This is a genomic window from Rhodococcus sp. OK519 (assembly GCF_003051005.1).
In the GTDB taxonomy this organism is placed as follows: Bacteria; Actinomycetota; Actinomycetes; order Mycobacteriales; family Mycobacteriaceae; genus Prescottella.
The window spans coordinates 246,950-263,961 of sequence record NZ_QAOW01000003.1; the positions used below are offsets into that span (position 1 = coordinate 246,950).

Genomic DNA, 17,012 nt, shown 5'->3' on the forward strand with positions numbered 1-17,012 from the left:
CCCCACCGTCACATCGAGTCGGTTACGCGGCGCCCGCCGTGTCGAGCACCCACGCGTACTCGAACGCGACTTCCTTCCACTTCTCGTACCGGCCGCTGACGCCGCCGTGGCCTGCGCTCATCTCGGTCTTGAGCAGCAGCGGCGCGTCGCCCGTCTTCGTCGAACGCAGTGCCGCAACCCACTTGGCGGGCTCGACATAGAGAACCCGGGTGTCGTTGATGCTCGTGATCGCGAGGATCGCCGGGTAGTCGTGGGCCGCGACGTTCTCGTACGGGCTGTAGGAGCGCATGTACTCGTACACGTGCGGGTCCTCGAGCGGGTTGCCCCACTCGTCCCACTCGATCACCGTGAGCGGCAGATCCGGGTCGAGAATGGACGTGAGCGGATCCACGAACGGCACGTTCGCGAGGATCCCCGCGAACAGTTCGGGGGCCAGGTTCGCGACCGCACCCATCAACAGACCGCCGGCGCTACCGCCGTCGGCGACCAACTGCTCTGGCGTCGTACGCCCCTCGGCGATGAGATGCCTTGCGCACGAGACGAAGTCGGTGAAGGTGTTCTTCTTCGTGAGCATCTTGCCGTTCTCGTACCAGTGCCGGCCCATCTCGCCGCCGCCGCGCACGTGGGCGACGGCGAACACCATGCCGCGGTCGAGCAGCGACAACCGCGCCACCGAGAATGCGGGATCCATGCTGGCCTCGTACGAGCCGTAGCCGTACAGCAGCGTCGGTGCCGGATCGCCGCCGATTCCCTTGCGCCGCACGATCGAGAGCGGGATGCGGGTGCCGTCCTCCGCCGTGGCCCACTCGCGGTGCTGCTCGTAGTCGGCAGGATCGAACCCACCCAGGACGGGCTGCGCCTTGCGCAGCAACAGCTCACCGGTCGCGAGGCGGTAGTCGTAGACGCGCGAGGGCGTCACGAACGACGTGTAGCCCAGGCGCAGCGTCGGCTGGTCCCACTCCGGATTGGAGCCCAGACCGACCGAGAACAGCTCCTCGTCGAACTCCATCTCCGTCAGCTCGCCGTAGCCCTCGGGCGTGAGCGGCCAGATGGCCAGCCGCGTGAGCACGTCCCGGCGGTAGCTGAGCACGAGGTGATCGGCGAACGTGTCGATGTCCTCGAGCCGCACGTCGTGGCGGTGCGGGATCAGGATCTCCATCGCTCCCGGATCCGACACGGGGGCCTGCGCCAGCACGAAGTTCTCGGCCTTCTCGCCGTCCACCACGTCGTTGTGCAGGATCAGGAAACGGTCCTCGCCGCCGACCACGGCGTGCTCGGCCGAGTATTCGACACCCTCACGGCGCGGGAGGATGACGCGGAACTCGCCCTCGGGGTTCGTCGACTCGAGGATCCAGCCCTCGGTGGTCACCTTCGACCCGAGCCAGATCATCAGGTACTTCTCGCTGCGCGTCGAGCCGACCGCCACCCAGTAGCGCTCGTCCGGCTCGTGGAAGACCTTGACGTCGTCGGCCTGCCCGGTGCCGAGCTTGTGCCGCCAGACCGTGTCCGGCCGCCACGACTCGTCGACCGTCAGGTAGAAAATGTGCTGGTGATCGACGGCCCACGTCGCACCGGGCGCGGTGTTCGGGATCTCGTCGGCGAGCAGCTCACCGGTCTCGAGGTTCTTGAACCGCAGCGTGTAGCGCTCGTCGCCGACGACGTCCACCGAATACGCCAGCAGTGTGCCGTCGTGGCTCAGCGAGAACGCGCCGACTGAGAAGAACTCGTGGCCCTCGGCCAGTGCGTTGCCGTCGAGCAGGATCTGCTCGCCCTCGACCGCGGTGTCGGCCGACAGTTCGGGCGGCGTCCAGTCGTCCGGGCCCGAGATGGGGCAGCGGCAGTTGACGCCGTACTGCTTGCCCTCGATGGTGCGGGCGTAGTACCACCAGTCACCCAGCCGCGTCGGCACCGACATGTCGGTCTCCTGCGTGCGCGACTTGATCTCCTGGAAAACCTTCTCCCGCAACGGCTCCAAATGCTCGAGCTGCTGCGCGGTATACGCATTCTCCGCCTCGAGGTACTCGATGACCTCCGGGTCTTCCTTGGCCCGCAGCCACTCGTAGTGATCGACGAACGTATCCCCGTGATGCGTCCGCTCGAGCGGAACACGCTTGGCGACCGGCGGCGGAGTTGGCGTCGAGGGCGCAGTCATCTCAGCCCACCCAGTCCGCGAAGGACAGACCCGAGATGCGCTCGTACGCCTCGATGTAGCGGGCGCGGGTGGCGTCGACGATGTCCTGCGGCAGCGGCGGCGGCGGTGTGTCCGACGCGCGGTCCCAGCCCGAAGCCGGGCTGGTGAGCCAGTTGCGCACGAACTGCTTGTCGAAGCTGGGCTGCACCTTGCCGGGCTCGTAGCCGTCGACCGGCCAGTACCGCGACGAGTCGGGCGTCAGCACCTCGTCGGCGAGGACGAGGTTTCCGTCGGAGTCGAGACCGAACTCGAACTTGGTGTCGGCGAGGATGATCCCGCGATCGCGCGCGAAGCTGGCAGCGCGGAAGTAGATGTCGAGGGTGTCCTCGCGCAGCTTGACGGCGAGGTCCTGGCCCACCTTGTCGATGACGGCGGCGAAGTCGATGTTCTCGTCGTGGTCGCCCAGATCAGCCTTGCTGGCGGGCGTGAAGATCGGGTCGGGCAACTGGCTCGCCTCGACCAGGCCCTCGGGCAGTTCGACGCCGCACACCGCGCCGGTGCTGTTGTAGTCCGCCAGGCCCGAGCCGGTGAGGTAGCCGCGGGCGACGCACTCGACCGGGAGCATGTTCAGCTTGCGCACGACCAGCGCGCGGCCGAGAACCTCCTCGGGGATGCGCTCGTCGAGCGGATCGCCCGCGAGGTGGTTGGTGCCGCCGAGTTTCTCGAAGAAGAACACGCTCATCGCGGTGAGCACGCGCCCCTTGTCCGGGATGGGCGTGCTGAGCACGTGGTCGTAAGCCGAGATCCGGTCACTGGCGACCAGCAGCAGGTGCTCGTCGTCGATCGTGTACAGATCGCGGACCTTGCCGCCGGCCAGGTGGGTGTAGGACTCGAGTGTAGGACGCACGTCCTCAACCCTATCGGTCAGCCGAATCGGCGCACCCCACAGCACGTGGGGTGCGCGATTAGTGTCTGCAGAACATGGCTTCTTACGATCAACTTCCCGCCACGATCACGGTCGCGTCCGTTCGCGACATCACGCCGAACATGCGTCGTGTCACCTTCGCCGGAGCGGGCGTCACGGCGTACGCATCGGACGAGACCCGCGTCCCGAACATCAAGTTGATCTTCCCGAACCCCTCCACCGGAGTCCTGTCCCTGCCGGTGGTGAACGACGACGGCTCACGACTGCAGTGGCCCGACCCGGCAGTCCGTGGACGGGTTCGCACCTACACGGTCCGCCGCCTCGACCCGGTCGCCGCCGAGATGGACGTCGACTTCGTCCGGCACGGCGACGAGGGGCTGGCGAGCGCGTGGGCGGAACGCGCTCAGCCCGGCGACACGATCGGCGCCGCGGCCGGAGGCGGCATCACCGCCCCCGTCGCCGACCGCTACCTGATCGTCGGCGACGAGACCGCGCTGCCCGCGATCGGCCGCATGCTCGAGCGCCTGCCCGCCGCGGCCGTCGGCACCGTGTACGTCGAGGTCGACGCGCCGGCCGAGGAACAGGATCTGACCGCCCCGGCCGGACTCGACATCGTCTGGCTGCACCGCCACGGCTCCCCGGCCGGCACCACCACTCTGCTCACCGACGCCGTCAAGAACCACACCTTCCCCGACGTGCCCGGCGAGAAGGTGTTCGCGTGGGTGTCGGCGGAATCGGCCGTCGTCCTCGACCTGCGTCGTCATCTCCGTAACAACGTCGGGATGGACCGTAAGTCGACCCTCGTCATCGGGTACTGGAAGCGCGGCGTCAGCGAGACCGGCTACGGCAAGGCCGCCGACCACGACCGCGACTTCACCGAGCACGACGCCTGACCCCCCTCCCGCCTCCCCTCCCCTCCCCCCTCCCCTCCCCCCGCGTTTTGCGCACTTGTCGCGCTTTCCGAGCCCGAATTTCCGCGATAAGTGCGCAAAACGCGGGAGGCGAGTGGCGCGGGGAATACGTCCCGACCGGAGATCGTTAGCCTTGTTTCGGACTTGACGATCGATCTTCGGGAGAGTGATGGCGACCGACACCGCGACGAGGTCATCGGTGGGACTGCGCTCCGAACGCGGCCCCATCCTGCTGTCGCTGATGCTCAGCACGTCGCTCGTCGCGCTCGACAGCACGATCATCGCGACGGCGGTCCTCACGATCGTCGACGACCTCGGCGGCTTCTCCCAGTTCCCGTGGCTGTTCTCGGTGTACCTACTCGCGCAGGCCGTGTCGGTGCCGATTTACGGCAAGCTGGCCGACATGTTCGGCCGCAAGCCGATCATGATGCTGGGCATCGCGGTGTTCGCGATCGGCTCACTGCTGTGCGGCGTCGCATGGAGCATGCCGACGCTGATCGTGTTCCGCGCGATCCAGGGCCTGGGTGCGGGTGCGGTGCAGCCGATGAGCCTGACAATCGCCGGTGACATCTATTCGGTCGCCGAACGCGCCAAGGTGCAGGGTTACATCGCGAGCGTGTGGGGCGTGTCGGCGGTGCTCGGCCCGACGCTCGGCGGCCTGTTCTCCGAATACCTGTCGTGGCGGTGGATTTTCCTCGTCAACCTGCCGTTGTGCGCGATCGCAGCATGGATGCTGCATCGCAAGTTCCTCGAGAAGACGGTGGTTCAGAAGCGGCGCATCGACTACCCGGGCGCCGTCCTACTCACGGGCGGCGCGGCGCTGATGATCCTCGGACTACTCGAGGGCGGGCAGGCCTGGGCGTGGGTGTCGCCGGCGGGCATCGGCGTGTTCGTGGCGGGTGCGCTGCTGCTCGTCGCGTTCGTCCTCGTCGAGGGCCGGGTTGCCGATCCGATCCTGCCGCTGCACATGCTCACCCGTCGGGTACTGGTGGCGAGCAGTCTGGTGTCGCTGTCGGTCGGCGCGATCCTGATGGGCCTGACGTCGTACGTACCGACGTTCGTGCAGGGCGTCCTCGGCACCGGCGCACTGGTCGCAGGCTTCGCGCTGGCGGTCCTCACGATCGGCTGGCCCATCGCGGCGTCGCAGGCCGGGCGGCTGTACCTGCGCGTCGGGTTCCGCACGACAGCCCTGATCGGCAGCGCCCTCGTGCTCGTCGGGTCCGCACTGTTGTTGTTGATCGCGGAGGGCTCACCGGTGTGGCAAGTCGGTGCGACGTGCTTCGTCATCGGTTCGGGCATGGGCCTGATCGCGACGCCCACGCTGATCGCGGCCCAGTCCAGCGTCGACTGGTCCGAGCGCGGCGTCGTGACGTCGACCAACATGTTCGCCCGCTCGATCGGCAGCGCCGTCGGCGTCGCTGTGTTCGGGGCGCTCGTCAACTCCCGTGTCGGCGATTCCGCGGACCCGGATCCGACGGACCTCTCCGGCGCCATCCACCTCGTGTTCCTCGGCATCCTGGGGATCGCGGTGCTGCTGACGGTGTCGTCGGCGCTGATGCCGCGAGCGGAGAAGACGGACAAGGCGGACAGCGGCGTGTAGCCCGTCGTCTATCCTTGGCCCGTTGTCACGGTGAACGGGAAGTCCGGTAGATGCCGGCGCGGTACTCGCCACTGTGGGCAGGTACGTCGATTACTTGGGGTTCGACCCCAGCCACTGGGTGCACATGCATCCGGGAAGGCGTAGTCGGCGGTTATCCCTGCCGAGCCAGGAGACCGGCCGTGACGCATAACTGCACGTTTTCCACGAGTCATGGAAGGCGGGTCGCTTTGCGTACCCATATTTCTCGCCGAGTCATCTCCACGGCAACGGTGTCGATCGCCGCTGCCCTCACCCTCTCCGCCTGCGGCGGGACGTCGGATTCCGACGGCGACGCCGCGGCAATCTCCCTGCAGAACTGCGGCCGTACCGTCACCCTCGACGGGCCGGCCGAACGGGCCGTCACCCTCAACCAGGGCGCCACGGAGTCGGCGCTGTCGATCGGCGCCGAGTCGCAGATGGCCGGCACCGCGTACCTCGACGACACCATCGCCCCGCAGTGGCAGGCCGCCTACGCGCAGGTCCCGGCGCTGGACGAAAAGGACTACCCGAGCCGCGAGGCCCTGCTCGAGACGAAGCCGGACCTGGTGTTCGCGTCGTACTCGACGGCCTTCGAAGACAAGGCTGTCGGTACGCACGAGTCGTTCGACGCTCTCGGCATCGCCACCTATGTCTCGCCGTTCGCCTGCAAGGACAAATGGACCCGCCCCGCCGTCTCGTGGGATTCGATCGGCACCGAGATCACCGACTACGGCACGCTGTTCGGGCGCGCGCCCGAGGCCGACGCCGTCGTGGGGCAGATGCGCGAGTCGCTCGCCGGCATCGAGGCCGCAGCCCCCGCGAAGGGCAAGAACATCTTCTGGTACGACAGCGGAACCGACACCCCGTACGTCGGAGGCAACGCGGGCGGGCCGCAACTGATCATCGATGCGGTCGGCGGCACCAACGTCTTCGCGGGCTCCGCAGGCGCGTGGCTGGACGGCAGCTGGGAGACCGTGTTGGCAGCGAACCCCGACGTGATCGTCCTGGCCGACGCGTCGTGGGATACCGCCGAGGCGAAGATGACCTACCTCCGAAACGATCCGGCTCTGAAGGACCTGACGGCCGTGCGCGAGAACGCATTCGTCGTGGTGCCGTTCTCGGCGAGCACCCCCGGCCCGCGCCTGATCGAGGGTGCGTCCCTGGTCAGCGAGCAGCTGGGCGGCGGCCGGGCATGAGCGTGACGACCCGGGTCCCCGCCCGGGTTGCCGCGACGACCGCCACCGGGTGGTCTCTGGCGCTGGCCGTGCTGCTCGTGGTGAGCTGCGCGGCCGGCGTCGCGATCGGTGCGGCCGACCTGTCGATCGGCACGGTCGTCGAGTCGATCGCCGGACGCCTCGGCATCGGTCCGGGCACCGATCTGCTGACGACGCACATCGTCGTCGATCTGCGGCTTCCGCGGGTCCTCGCCGCGGCGCTCTGCGGCGCCGGCCTGGCGCTCTGCGGCGCCGTGCTGCAGTCCCTCACCGGCAATGCGCTGGCCGATCCGTACCTGCTGGGAATGTCGGGCGGCGCGTCCCTCGGCGCGGTGCTCGCGCTGACGGCCGGCGTCGGGACTGCCGGGTTCCTCGGCATGGGCGCGGTGTCGATCGCCGCGTTCGTTGCCGCACTGGTGAGCCTGCTGGTGGTGTTCCTCATCTCCACCTCCCCGTCGGGCGCACTCATGCCCGGACGGCTGGTCCTCGCGGGCATCGCGATCGGCCAGTTCGCGGCAGCGCTGACATCGGCGCTGGTGTTCTTCGGCGATCGCGACGCCGCGCACCGGGTCCTGCAGTGGACCCTCGGATCGTTCGCCGGGGCTCGATGGTCCGGGCTCGTCACCATCGCCGTGGTCGTGGCGGTCACTTCCGTCGTACTGCTGGCACACGCCCGGGTCCTGGACTCGTTCGCCTTCGGCGAGCGCGCCGCCGCGAGTCTGGGCACCAACGTCGAGCGGTCCAGGTGGGTGCTCTACGGGGTGGCGTCGCTATGCACGGCCGCCCTCGTCGCGCAGGCAGGCGTGATCGGATTCGTCGGGCTCGTCGTCCCGCACGCCGCCCGAATGCTCGTCGGGCCGTTGCACGCTCGACTGCTGCCGGTCGTTGCGCTCGCAGGAGCGTCGCTGCTGGTCTGGGCCGACATCGCCGCCCGCAGCGTCATGCCGGGACGCGAACTGCCGATCAGCATCGTCACCGCGGTCGTCGGAGTGCCGGTGTTCGTGGTGCTGCTACGACGTCGGGGCGCCCGGTCATGAGCCACCACTCCCCCGAGATCCGGGTCGACGACGTGACGTGGTCGGTGGGCGGCGCCACGATCCTCGACGGCATCACCTGCCGTGCGCCGTCCCGGGGGTTCACCGGTCTGATCGGGCCCAACGGCTCGGGCAAGACATCGCTGCTCTCCGCCATGGCCCGCCTCACTCGCCCCGACAGCGGACGGGTGGAGATCGACGGGGACTCGGCGACCGCGATGAACCGCCGGGAGTTCGCGCGGACCGTCGCACTGGTGGAACAGCATTCGGCCACCGAACTGGAACTGACGGTGGAGCAGATCGTCGAGCTGGGCGTGATCCCGCACCGGGGCGGCTGGGCGCGGCCCGCCGCCGTCGGCACCGCCGACGTGGTCACCGAGAGCCTCGCGATGGCGGGGATCACGGCACTGCGACACCGCCTGTGGCAGAGCCTGTCCGGCGGCGAGAAGCAGAAGACCCAGCTGGCACGAGCCTTCGCGCAACGCCCCTGCGTACTGCTGCTCGACGAGCCCACCAACCACCTCGACGTCTCGGCATCACTCGAACTGCTCGACCTGATCCGCGGCCGCGGCCTCACCACCGTCGCCGCTATGCACGACCTCAACCTGGCCGCGATGTACTGCGACCACCTCGTGGTGCTCAGTGGAGGCCGCGTCGTCACCGAGGGCAGCCCCGAGACCGTCCTGACCGAGGACCTGCTCGCCGACGTCTACGGGCTCGACGCGATCGTCCAGCCGCATCCCAGAACCGGGCGTCCGATGGTGGTGCTGTGCAGCAACGCCGTCGTCGATGCCGAAAGGCCCGTCTCGTGAACGTGATTCGACCCCACCGATGGGTGGTCGTCACCGCCCCCACCGACCGCGGCGACGACCCCCGCGGACAACTCGGCAGCGCACTCGATGCGCTTCGAGAACGCCACCCGGACACCGTCTTCCGAACCGCGGTTCTCGGCGGATCCGGGCCGTCGATCACCGTCGCACTCGACGAGGCCGCTACTTCCGGCGCCACCGAGATCGTGGTGATCAGCGGTCAGACGATGCTGGATCGCAAGATCGACGCGTGGTTCCGCCGGGTGATCGGACACTGGCTGCGTGAGCGCGGCACCGACGCCCCGGACATTCGTCTGGCACCCCCGTTGTCCGACACCACCGACTACGCCGACCTACTCGACGCCGCGATCGCAGGCCCGACGACACCGGCCCGCACCACCACCGCGCCGCTCACCTCGCCCGCGTGGGACGAGATCCCGGGCTTCACCCGGCATGTGCTGGTGTGCCGCGGACCGCGCTGCTCGGCGCGCGGCGGTCCCGAGACCGCCGAAGCACTCGACGCGGCGCTGGAGGCCCGCGATCTGGGCGACGACGATGTCCTCGTCACCCAGACCGGCTGCATGTTCCCGTGCACGCAGGCCCCCGTCGTCGCTGTCTACCCGGACAACTCGTGGTACGCCGGGCTGACCGCCGACCGCGTCGACCGGTTCGTCGACCAGCACCTCGTCGAGGGTCGGCCGATCACCGAGTGGCGCGGGGCCAGGCGGGAATCTGCGATCCTGGAGTCATGACCTCCCCCGCCCGCATCACCATCACGTACTGCACACAATGCAACTGGCTGCTCCGCGCCGGATGGATGGCGCAGGAGTTGCTCAGCACGTTCGGCACGGAACTGGGAGAGGTGGCGCTGATTCCCGGAACCGGTGGGATCTTCCGGGTCGACGCCGGCGGCATCCTGGTGTGGGATCGTAAGCGCGACGGCGGTTTTCCCGACATCGTGACCCTCAAGAAGCTCGTGCGCGACGCGGTCGTCCCGGACCGGGATCTCGGGCACGCAGACCGAACACACAACCCCTGAGTGCGGGGTCTCGACGACTCCCCGCTGAGCGACCAGTCTTGAACACAGGCATGTTCGGGTGAAAACCACCCCGTGAACCGGCCGGCCCCCGTATCGCGTCGGCCGCAGTGAAACAGCTGTGCAACCGCAAGACCGAGCGAGGTCACGATGACGACTGATCAGGTAGTGGACCGTGCGATCGATTCGAGGACGACGGATGAGGTAGCGGACGCCGTCGCCAGACTGCGGACTACTCACGCGAGCCGGCGAACCAGAAGCGCTCAGTGGCGCATCGAACAACTGCGTGGCATCGAACGCATGCTGGACGAGCGCGAGGACGAGATAGCCCAGGCCCTAGCCGAGGATCTCGGCCGCGACGCCTTCGAGTCCTGGATGTCCGACATCCTCGCCACCAAGCTCGAGGCCGCGTACGCACGCAAAAGAGTGCGCCGGTGGATGCGCAGCAGGCCGCGGCCGCTGTCGCTGAACCAAATGCCCGCGCTGGGCTGGGTACAGTACGAGCCGCTCGGAGTGGTCCTGGTCATCGGGGCGTGGAACGTACCGCTGTTCGTCACCCTGGGACCGCTGATCGCCGCAGTCTCGGCAGGGAACTGCGCCGTGGTCAAGCCGTCGGAACTTACACCCACGACGTCGCGCCTGCTGGCCCGGCTGTTACCCGAGTATCTCGACTCCGAGGCCGTAGCCGTGATCGAGGGCGACGGCCGCACCACCCAGGCCTTGCTCGCGCAGGGCCTCGATCACGTCGTCTTCACCGGTGGCACCGACATCGGCCGAAAAATCCTGGCTGGGGCTGCACCGCACCTGACGCCGGTCACCCTCGAACTCGGAGGCAAGAGCCCGGCGATCGTCATGCGGGACGCCGACCTCGCCGTCACCGCCCGTCGCATCACCTGGTCGAAAGTCTTCAATGCAGGCCAGTCCTGCATCGCGGCGGACTACGTATTGGTCGAGCGTTCCGCCCGGGATGAGCTGGTCGATCGAATAGTCGACAGCATCAACGAGTTTCAGTCGGACAACCCCACACGCGGACTGCGCATCATCAACGACCGCCAGTTCGCCAGGTTGGCCGGCTACCTCACGTCCACCGAGGGCACCGTGGCAGCTGGTGGCGGCTGCGATCCCGCGACACTGGCCGTCGAGCCGACCGTCCTGGTGGACCCGAGCCCCGACGAACCAGCCATGCAGGAAGAGATCTTCGGTCCGATCCTCCCAGTGCTCACCGTCGACTCGCTGGACGAGGCGATCGCCTTCGTAAACGCCCGACCGAAGCCCCTCGCTGCATACGTTTTCACGAGATCAGCGCAGCCGCGCCGACGCGCACTATCCGAGGTGAGTTCCGGAGGCGCCGTCGTCAATCACCTCATCTACCAAGTCGCGGCCCCCCAACTACCATTCGGGGGCGTGGGATCCAGTGGCATGGGGCAGTATCACGGAAAATGGGGCTTCGAAGCACTCAGCCACCGGAAGGCAGTGTTGTTCAAGCCGTTCAAGCCCGATCCGCGCTTCGCCTACCCTCCCTACACCGAGAGAGCGCGCAAGCTGATCCGACGGCTGTATCGGGCTTGACCGTCGAACGCCCTGCGAGCCGCCCTGCTCCCGAGTTGACCTCCCGCGGATGCGATTGCGTCCGCGGGCGGTCAACTTGGGCGCGGGGACCGGATCGGCCTGGACGCCATGACCAGCACCCGCCACGTCGACGTCGCGGTAATTGACATGCGGACGAGGCGTTGCGGGGCCTACCTTCGACACATGAGCGAGTTGGTTACCGTCCGTCGATACCACCCAGCCGACGAGGATACGGTGGTCGACCTGTGGGCACGCGCCGCGAAGGGCGCGCATCCGTTCGTCGAAGGGGAGGGCGAAGGCAGCCGCGAGGCGAAGATGCGCGCGGTGTATCTCGTCGAGGCTGACAACTGGGTCGCAGAGTCGTCGCTGGGTGTGGTCGGTCTCCTCGGACTCCTCGGCTCCGAGATCGGCGGACTCTTCGTCGCGCCGGAGGCACAGGGTCGGGGCGTCGGACGCATCCTCGTCGAGCACGCGACAGACCTGCTCGGACCGGTGACACTCGACGTGTACGAACGAAACACCTCCGCACGCCGGTTCTACGAGCGCATGGGATTCGTGGAATTGCGACGGCGCATCGACGAGGACGGCCACCAGTTGATCACTCTGGAGCGCGCACCCTGACCGGGCCGATCAGACGACGCCCGGCACCAGAGCCTTGCGGTCGACCGGGTATTCGACGAACTTGTCCCGATACCACTTGTGCGTGGCGATCGCGCGTGGGATGAGGTTGCCGGCGGTGATGAGGAAGATGACGACCCCGGCGAGTGACCACGTCAGCAATGCGAAGCCCGCCCACGCGATCAACTCACCGAGATATGCGGGGCTGGAGACGAATCGGAAGCCACCGCCCATCGGGATGCGGTACTCGGTGGCACCCGGGTTCTTCTTGTCGCGCAGGTTGCGCACGATCGACTCGGAGTTCACGAGCAGGGCGAAGCCGCACAGGTAGACCACCAGACCGATCAGGAACCGGGGGTCGGTGAGCCACGCCGTGTCGTACTGGTGCATGTAGTCGTGGCTGAAGAACGCGCCGTTGAGGTAGCCGTGCATCGAGGTGACGATGACGCCCATCGCGATCACCGAGATGTTGAACGTGCTGCGCTTGCCCGGCACCTGACGGATCGACAGTGGGAAGTACCAACCGCGATTCGCGTAGTGCAGCAACCACACCGCGGCCAGCACCATCGAGGTGGGCTCGAACCGGTTGGGCCCGGCCAGATAGAACACCGCGAAGACTATCGTCGCGGGGATCTCCATGAGCCACCAGCCGAGCTTGGGGTTCAGGTTGAGGCCCAGGTTGGTGGACGAGAAGCGGCCGTACGAACTCTGCGCGAAGAACCCGCCGACGATCACGAACGCCGCGAACGCGAACGCGCAGGTCAGAACGGTGTCGTAGACGGTGTTTCCGGTGTACCAGTGCATCGGGATCCTTCGGTGAGCGCGGTCGCCGCAGCGCGGATCACTCGGCTGCACCCACCACGAACCAGCATCGAACTGGAACGTGTTCTACCACGAATCCTCGGCCGTGGTCGACACCTTTCTGGACATGAGTCCATGAAGGCGCATCTTGACCGAGTCAGAGACGACTACGCGGCAGAGGCCGCCCCGAGCTCGATGACGAGTACGCCGGCCGCGATGAGCGCGATGCCGACGCCCATCCGAGGCGTGAGCGGGTCCTTGAAGATCACCCGTCCGAGAATCGCGGTCAGCGCGACACCGGACGCCGCCCAGATGCCGTACACGACACCGACAGCCATGCCCCGATCGAGGACGACCGCGAGCAGACCGAACGCCACGAGGTAGCCCACCACTGTGGGCGCCAGCCACCATCTCCGGGCCAGGCCGTCGGATGCCTTGAGGCACAACGTCCCGGCGACCTCCGCGACGATCGCACCCACGAGCAGCGCCCACGTCACGGTGTCGTCTCCACATCGCGTTGCTCCCGGGAACGCTCCCTCTCGGCCGCCTGCGAACCGAGCTCGACGGTCAACACCCCGGCGATGACCAGAGCGATTCCGGCACCCATCAGCGCGGTGAGCGCGTCCCCGAACAGGACGGAGGCGAGCAGAGCGGTCAGCGTTATGCCGCAGGCACCCCAGATCCCGTACGCGACACCGACTGCCATGTGCCGAAGCACCACAGCCAGAAACGCGAAGGACGCGAGGTACCCGGCCACCACGAGGACGTACCAGACGGGATGATCCGTCGCCGCGCGCAACGACAGCGTCGCCGCGACCTCGCAACCGATCGCACCGGACAGGAGCCACCATCTCATGCCCCCACCGTATCGGTCAGTCCGGACGCGGCCCGAAGGTGTCGAGCATGACGATCGGGCCGTCCTCCGCCCGGCTGTGTGCGTCGATCTCGAGTAGCCCCGCGAAGGCCTTCGCTGTGTACACCGGATCCAGCGCAACCCGGAACTCGGCACCGACCCGCTGCGCCGCGCGCCCCTCTGCAGTGGCGTATCCGTAACCCGGGCCGAGGTATTCACGCGTCACCGTCAGATCGGCCGATCGGAGGTCGACGTCGCCGAGGTTCGCACCGCGTTCGCGCAGCAGCGATTCCGCCCGCCCCGCCAGATCACGAATCTCACGCTCCCCCAGCGGCAGGGTGTCGTTGACCACGACGGCGACGACGCCCGTGCGCAGCCCCGCCAGCTGCAGGCCGAGCAGCAGCCCGGCGACGGTTCCGCCGGAGCCGACAGGGGCGACGATATGGCCGGGCTCGGGAATCTCGCCCGCTTCGACCTGTGCCGCCAATTCCAGTGCGGCTTCGACGTAGCCGAGCGCACCGATCGGCGAGGACCCGCCCGGTGGCAGGTAGTAGGGCAGTCGCCCACCACGCATGTGCCGCAGCATGAGCCACGGCGCACACGCGAATGTACGGACCTTGGTGCGGGTGAAATGCAGGGTGGCGCCCGAACGCTGCAACCGGGCGAGTTGCGCGCGGACATGGTCGTCGACCGGCTGATCGATGAGCGCGATCGCGGTCTCGATCCCGAACTGCTCGGCGTACAACGCGGTCGCGAGTCCCCAGTTGGTGCCGAGACCGCCGACGGTGATGATGCGCTTCGACTTGCGGGCCAGGACGTCCGGGATGATCCACTCGAGCTTACGGACCTTGTTGCCGCCCCATCCGCCCGAACCGAAGCGGCTGTCGTCCTTGAGCCAGATCCGATCTCGTGTACCGAGCCCCTCCAGTTTGCGTACGGGCGTCGGCGATTCACCCAGCCGAATGTGGGGAAGCGAATCCACCAGTTCGGGGAAACGCTGGTGCAGATAGGGCGGAGCCGTCGTCACGTCAGGCATCGATCACGCCCAGACGACCGCGGATGGAACCGGCGAGATAGTCGAGGTCCGGTCGCGGCGGCGTCGTCGGTCGGCCGCGTAGACCGAATCCGTCACCCGCGGTCCGAGGAACGACGTGAAGATGCACGTGGAACACCTCCTGACCAGCCACCACTCCGTCAGCGAGGAAGAAGTTCGCTCCCTCGGCCCCCACCGTACTTCCCCGCAGTGCGGCCGCGATCCGTTGGCCCACACGGAACAGTCGCGCCCCGTCCTCGGGGTCCAATTCGGCGAGATCCGCGGCGTGCGCCTTCGGGACCACCAGCAGGTGGCCGGGTGTGAAGGGACGGATGTCCATGAACGCGATCGTGTGCTCGTCCTCGTGCACAAGACTCGATTCCGCCCGGCCGGCGACGATGGCGCAGAAGACGCAGTGGCTCATGCTCGTCGATGTTATGTGTCGAATGCCGGAGCGACGAAGCGCCGCACCAGTTGCCGTTCCGTGTCGTCGTCGACGCCGGGCCATGCCAACAACGTGAGGACCACGCGGACGATCCACTCCCCGGACGCGCCGTCGGGCGCGACACCGGTGAGAGTGGTGGCGAAGCGCGTCACATCCGGGGACGCCGCGAGATAGCCGTCGGCTCCGCCCGTCCTCGTGTGCGCGAACCAGTACGACAGCGTCGCATCGGACCGGACCGCGGCCAACGAGGTGAGGATCGCCTCGACGATGCGCTCCGCGCCGCTCAGGTGTGCCACCGCGCGGGCCACCTCGTCCGCGACTGACGCGGCTGCCGCGGACACCACCGCGGACACGATCGCGGGCTTCCCTCCCACGTAGCGGTAGAGCGTCGCCCGCGAACACCCCGCACGCTCGGCGACGTCGAGGGCACCCACGTGATCGAACCCACGCTCGAGAAAAAGTTCCGCCGCGGCCGCGGTGATCCGCGCGACCGCGAGGTCGCGGCGGCGCCCACCCGTGAGCCAGTCGTCCGTTCCCGCCACCACAACCCTCCGGTCACCCGAACTCATCCTGTCTCATTGTGAGACAGAGTGACCATTTCGTCTACAACCCGACCGTGTTGTCACCTGCGGGAACAGTGCCCCGCGACGTGCGGCTCGAGACGCACCGTTCCTGCACGTGACAGGCGGTTTCTCAGTTTCTCGGCAGCCTTGACAGCCGGCACGTACGCCGTGAACCGTGAGATAACTGCAACAGGTTTCACCGAAGGGACGGCATCCGTGACCACGACGCCACTGGACGGCCTCGACATCTTCGCCGCCGAGCATCTCGACGATCCGTATGCGCTCTACGACGCCCTGCGGACCCACTCCCCCGTATACCGCGTTCCGGGCACCGACTTCCACCTCGTGTCCTCATGGGAACTGGTGACCGAGGCGCTGGCCCGGCCCGCGGACTTCTCCTCGAACCTGACCGGGCTGATGGTGCAGCGCCCCGACGGCCCACCCTCGACGTTCGACATGGACGGCGGCGGCATGGCGGTGCACGTCCTCGCGACGGCCGACGATCCCTCGCATGCGGTGCACCGCAAACTCGTTCTCGCCCAACTCGCGAAACGTATCCGCACGCTCGGCCCCACCGTCCGCACGCTCGTGGACGACCTGTGGGATGAGGGACTTCGCGCCGACGGTTCCTTCGAGTGGGCGGTCGATCTGGCCGACAAGTTGCCACTCGCACTGGTCGCGAGCCTGATCGGACTGCCGCACAGCGATGTTCCCCAACTACTGTCGTGGTCGTACGACAGCACGGAGATGCTGGGCGGCATCATCACCGAAGAACACCTCCCGTCGCTCGTCGCCTCGGCCGCCTCACTGACCGGCTACCTGTACACCGAATTCACTGCGGCCAAGCTGGATCCACAGACCGATCTGCTGGGCGTGCTCGCGCACGCGTGCAACGAGGGCCACCTCACCGACGACGCGGCCGTCCTGATCCTGGTCCAGTTGGTCGGTGCGGGCGGCGAGTCGACGGCGGGCCTGATCGCGAATGCCACCCGGATTCTCGCACTGAATCCGGCACTGCAGGAACGGCTTCGCCGAGAACCGGGCCTGATCGACCCGTTCCTCGACGAGGCGCTCCGCCTCGAGTCGCCGTTCCGTGGACACCACCGGCACGTCGTCGCCGACACCACCCTCGGCGGCGTCCGTCTGCCCGCCGGCGACCACGTACTGCTGCTGTGGGGCGCGGCCAACCGCGACCCGTCGATGTTCCAGGATCCGGACACCGTGACCCTGGACCGCCCGAACCTCAAAGGCCACCTCGCGTTCGGCAAGGGCATCCACTTCTGTGTCGGATCGGCGCTGGCCCGGATGGAGGCACTCGCCGCGCTGACGACGCTGCTCGAGCGCACCACGTCGTTCACGATCGCCGACGACGGCGCCGAATGGGTACCGAGTCTGCTGGTGCGCCGCCATCGGTACCTGCCGCTGCAGCTGAACCTCCGCTAGCCCAGAAGT

18 protein-coding genes and 1 riboswitch are annotated in these 17,012 nt (G+C 67.8%); of the genes, 10 read left to right on the forward strand and 8 right to left on the reverse strand.

Annotation, left to right across the window (positions count from 1 at the left end; all coding sequences use genetic code 11):
• Positions 1-22: 22 nt before the first annotated feature.
• Together C8K36_RS11160 and C8K36_RS11165 are read right to left on the reverse strand one after the other, a co-directional pair.
• Complete coding sequence (locus tag C8K36_RS11160) at positions 23-2,152, reverse strand: S9 family peptidase (protein ID WP_107984547.1); 2,130 nt, start codon at positions 2,150-2,152, stop codon at positions 23-25.
• 1 nt (position 2,153) lies between these two features.
• On the reverse strand, positions 2,154-3,038 hold the full coding sequence (locus C8K36_RS11165; protein WP_107984548.1) for a phosphoribosylaminoimidazolesuccinocarboxamide synthase: 885 nt from the start codon (positions 3,036-3,038) through the stop codon (positions 2,154-2,156).
• 74 nt (positions 3,039-3,112) lie between these two features.
• Here C8K36_RS11165 and C8K36_RS11170 point away from each other — a divergent pair, with 74 nt between their 5' ends.
• From C8K36_RS11170 to C8K36_RS11210, 9 genes are all read left to right on the forward strand, one after another.
• Positions 3,113-3,949: a siderophore-interacting protein gene (locus tag C8K36_RS11170; RefSeq protein WP_107984549.1), complete on the forward strand. Its 837-nt coding sequence runs from the start codon at positions 3,113-3,115 to the stop codon at positions 3,947-3,949.
• Positions 3,950-4,136: 187 nt separating this feature from the next.
• Complete coding sequence (locus tag C8K36_RS11175) at positions 4,137-5,567, forward strand: MDR family MFS transporter (protein WP_107984550.1); 1,431 nt, start codon at positions 4,137-4,139, stop codon at positions 5,565-5,567.
• Positions 5,568-5,578: 11 nt separating this feature from the next.
• Positions 5,579-5,763, forward strand: a riboswitch (cobalamin riboswitch).
• Positions 5,764-5,836: 73 nt separating this feature from the next.
• A complete protein-coding gene (locus tag C8K36_RS11180; protein ID WP_107984551.1) occupies positions 5,837-6,781 on the forward strand; it encodes an ABC transporter substrate-binding protein in 945 nt (314 codons plus the stop codon).
• Positions 6,778-7,836 (forward strand): FecCD family ABC transporter permease, encoded by a 1,059-nt coding sequence (locus tag C8K36_RS11185; RefSeq protein WP_107984552.1) that lies wholly within the window; start codon positions 6,778-6,780, stop codon positions 7,834-7,836. The genes C8K36_RS11180 and C8K36_RS11185 overlap by 4 nt, the downstream gene beginning before the upstream one ends.
• Entirely contained in the window at positions 7,833-8,645 is an 813-nt protein-coding gene (locus C8K36_RS11190) for an ABC transporter ATP-binding protein (protein ID WP_107984553.1), read from the forward strand. The genes C8K36_RS11185 and C8K36_RS11190 overlap by 4 nt, the downstream gene beginning before the upstream one ends.
• Positions 8,642-9,394, forward strand: a complete 753-nt coding sequence (locus C8K36_RS11195; RefSeq protein WP_107984554.1) for a (2Fe-2S) ferredoxin domain-containing protein — start codon at positions 8,642-8,644, stop codon at positions 9,392-9,394. Before C8K36_RS11190 ends, C8K36_RS11195 begins: the two co-directional genes overlap by 4 nt.
• Positions 9,391-9,681 (forward strand): SelT/SelW/SelH family protein, encoded by a 291-nt coding sequence (locus C8K36_RS11200; protein WP_107984555.1) that lies wholly within the window; start codon positions 9,391-9,393, stop codon positions 9,679-9,681. The genes C8K36_RS11195 and C8K36_RS11200 overlap by 4 nt, the downstream gene beginning before the upstream one ends.
• Before the next feature lie 147 nt (positions 9,682-9,828).
• Complete coding sequence (locus C8K36_RS11205; RefSeq protein ID WP_107984556.1) at positions 9,829-11,247, forward strand: aldehyde dehydrogenase family protein; 1,419 nt, start codon at positions 9,829-9,831, stop codon at positions 11,245-11,247.
• A 183-nt stretch (positions 11,248-11,430) separates the two neighbouring features.
• Complete coding sequence (locus C8K36_RS11210) at positions 11,431-11,868, forward strand: GNAT family N-acetyltransferase (protein WP_107984557.1); 438 nt, start codon at positions 11,431-11,433, stop codon at positions 11,866-11,868.
• A 9-nt stretch (positions 11,869-11,877) separates the two neighbouring features.
• On the opposite strand, the gene C8K36_RS11215 is transcribed toward C8K36_RS11210, so the two are convergent.
• The 6 genes from C8K36_RS11215 to C8K36_RS11240 all read right to left on the reverse strand — a co-directional run bounded on the left by C8K36_RS11215 (position 11,878) and on the right by C8K36_RS11240 (position 15,566).
• Positions 11,878-12,669, reverse strand: coding sequence for a methyltransferase (locus C8K36_RS11215; protein ID WP_107984558.1), 792 nt, complete (start codon positions 12,667-12,669; stop codon positions 11,878-11,880).
• 164 nt (positions 12,670-12,833) lie between these two features.
• The gene (locus tag C8K36_RS11220; protein ID WP_107984559.1) at positions 12,834-13,163 is read right to left on the reverse strand and encodes a DMT family transporter; all 330 of its coding nucleotides are present in this window, start codon (positions 13,161-13,163) and stop codon (positions 12,834-12,836) included.
• Positions 13,160-13,522 (reverse strand): DMT family transporter, encoded by a 363-nt coding sequence (locus C8K36_RS11225; RefSeq protein WP_107984560.1) that lies wholly within the window; start codon positions 13,520-13,522, stop codon positions 13,160-13,162. The genes C8K36_RS11220 and C8K36_RS11225 overlap by 4 nt, the downstream gene beginning before the upstream one ends.
• A 16-nt stretch (positions 13,523-13,538) precedes the next feature.
• Positions 13,539-14,555 carry a 1-aminocyclopropane-1-carboxylate deaminase/D-cysteine desulfhydrase gene (locus C8K36_RS11230; protein ID WP_107984561.1) on the reverse strand — a complete coding sequence of 339 codons (1,017 nt, stop codon included), beginning with the start codon at positions 14,553-14,555 and terminating at the stop codon, positions 13,539-13,541.
• Positions 14,548-14,976: an HIT family protein gene (locus C8K36_RS11235; RefSeq protein WP_107984562.1), complete on the reverse strand. Its 429-nt coding sequence runs from the start codon at positions 14,974-14,976 to the stop codon at positions 14,548-14,550. The genes C8K36_RS11230 and C8K36_RS11235 overlap by 8 nt, the downstream gene beginning before the upstream one ends.
• An 11-nt stretch (positions 14,977-14,987) precedes the next feature.
• Complete coding sequence (locus C8K36_RS11240) at positions 14,988-15,566, reverse strand: helix-turn-helix domain-containing protein (protein WP_107984563.1); 579 nt, start codon at positions 15,564-15,566, stop codon at positions 14,988-14,990.
• A gap of 210 nt (positions 15,567-15,776) precedes the next feature.
• Here C8K36_RS11240 and C8K36_RS11245 point away from each other — a divergent pair, with 210 nt between their 5' ends.
• Positions 15,777-17,003 (forward strand): cytochrome P450, encoded by a 1,227-nt coding sequence (locus C8K36_RS11245; protein WP_107984564.1) that lies wholly within the window; start codon positions 15,777-15,779, stop codon positions 17,001-17,003.
• Positions 17,004-17,012 lie beyond the last annotated feature (9 nt).

Coding starts and splice junctions, on each gene's coding strand:
- C8K36_RS11160 (WP_107984547.1), bottom strand. CDS start 2,152: ATGACTGCGCCCTCGACGCCAACTCCGCCGCCGGTCGCCAAGCGTGTT.
- C8K36_RS11170 (WP_107984549.1), top strand. CDS start 3,113: ATGGCTTCTTACGATCAACTTCCCGCCACGATCACGGTCGCGTCCGTT.
- C8K36_RS11175 (WP_107984550.1), top strand. CDS start 4,137: ATGGCGACCGACACCGCGACGAGGTCATCGGTGGGACTGCGCTCCGAA.
- C8K36_RS11185 (WP_107984552.1), top strand. CDS start 6,778: ATGAGCGTGACGACCCGGGTCCCCGCCCGGGTTGCCGCGACGACCGCC.
- C8K36_RS11190 (WP_107984553.1), top strand. CDS start 7,833: ATGAGCCACCACTCCCCCGAGATCCGGGTCGACGACGTGACGTGGTCG.
- C8K36_RS11200 (WP_107984555.1), top strand. CDS start 9,391: ATGACCTCCCCCGCCCGCATCACCATCACGTACTGCACACAATGCAAC.
- C8K36_RS11205 (WP_107984556.1), top strand. CDS start 9,829: ATGACGACTGATCAGGTAGTGGACCGTGCGATCGATTCGAGGACGACG.
- C8K36_RS11210 (WP_107984557.1), top strand. CDS start 11,431: ATGAGCGAGTTGGTTACCGTCCGTCGATACCACCCAGCCGACGAGGAT.
- C8K36_RS11215 (WP_107984558.1), bottom strand. CDS start 12,669: ATGCACTGGTACACCGGAAACACCGTCTACGACACCGTTCTGACCTGC.
- C8K36_RS11225 (WP_107984560.1), bottom strand. CDS start 13,522: ATGAGATGGTGGCTCCTGTCCGGTGCGATCGGTTGCGAGGTCGCGGCG.
- C8K36_RS11230 (WP_107984561.1), bottom strand. CDS start 14,555: ATGCCTGACGTGACGACGGCTCCGCCCTATCTGCACCAGCGTTTCCCC.
- C8K36_RS11235 (WP_107984562.1), bottom strand. CDS start 14,976: ATGAGCCACTGCGTCTTCTGCGCCATCGTCGCCGGCCGGGCGGAATCG.
- C8K36_RS11240 (WP_107984563.1), bottom strand. CDS start 15,566: ATGAGTTCGGGTGACCGGAGGGTTGTGGTGGCGGGAACGGACGACTGG.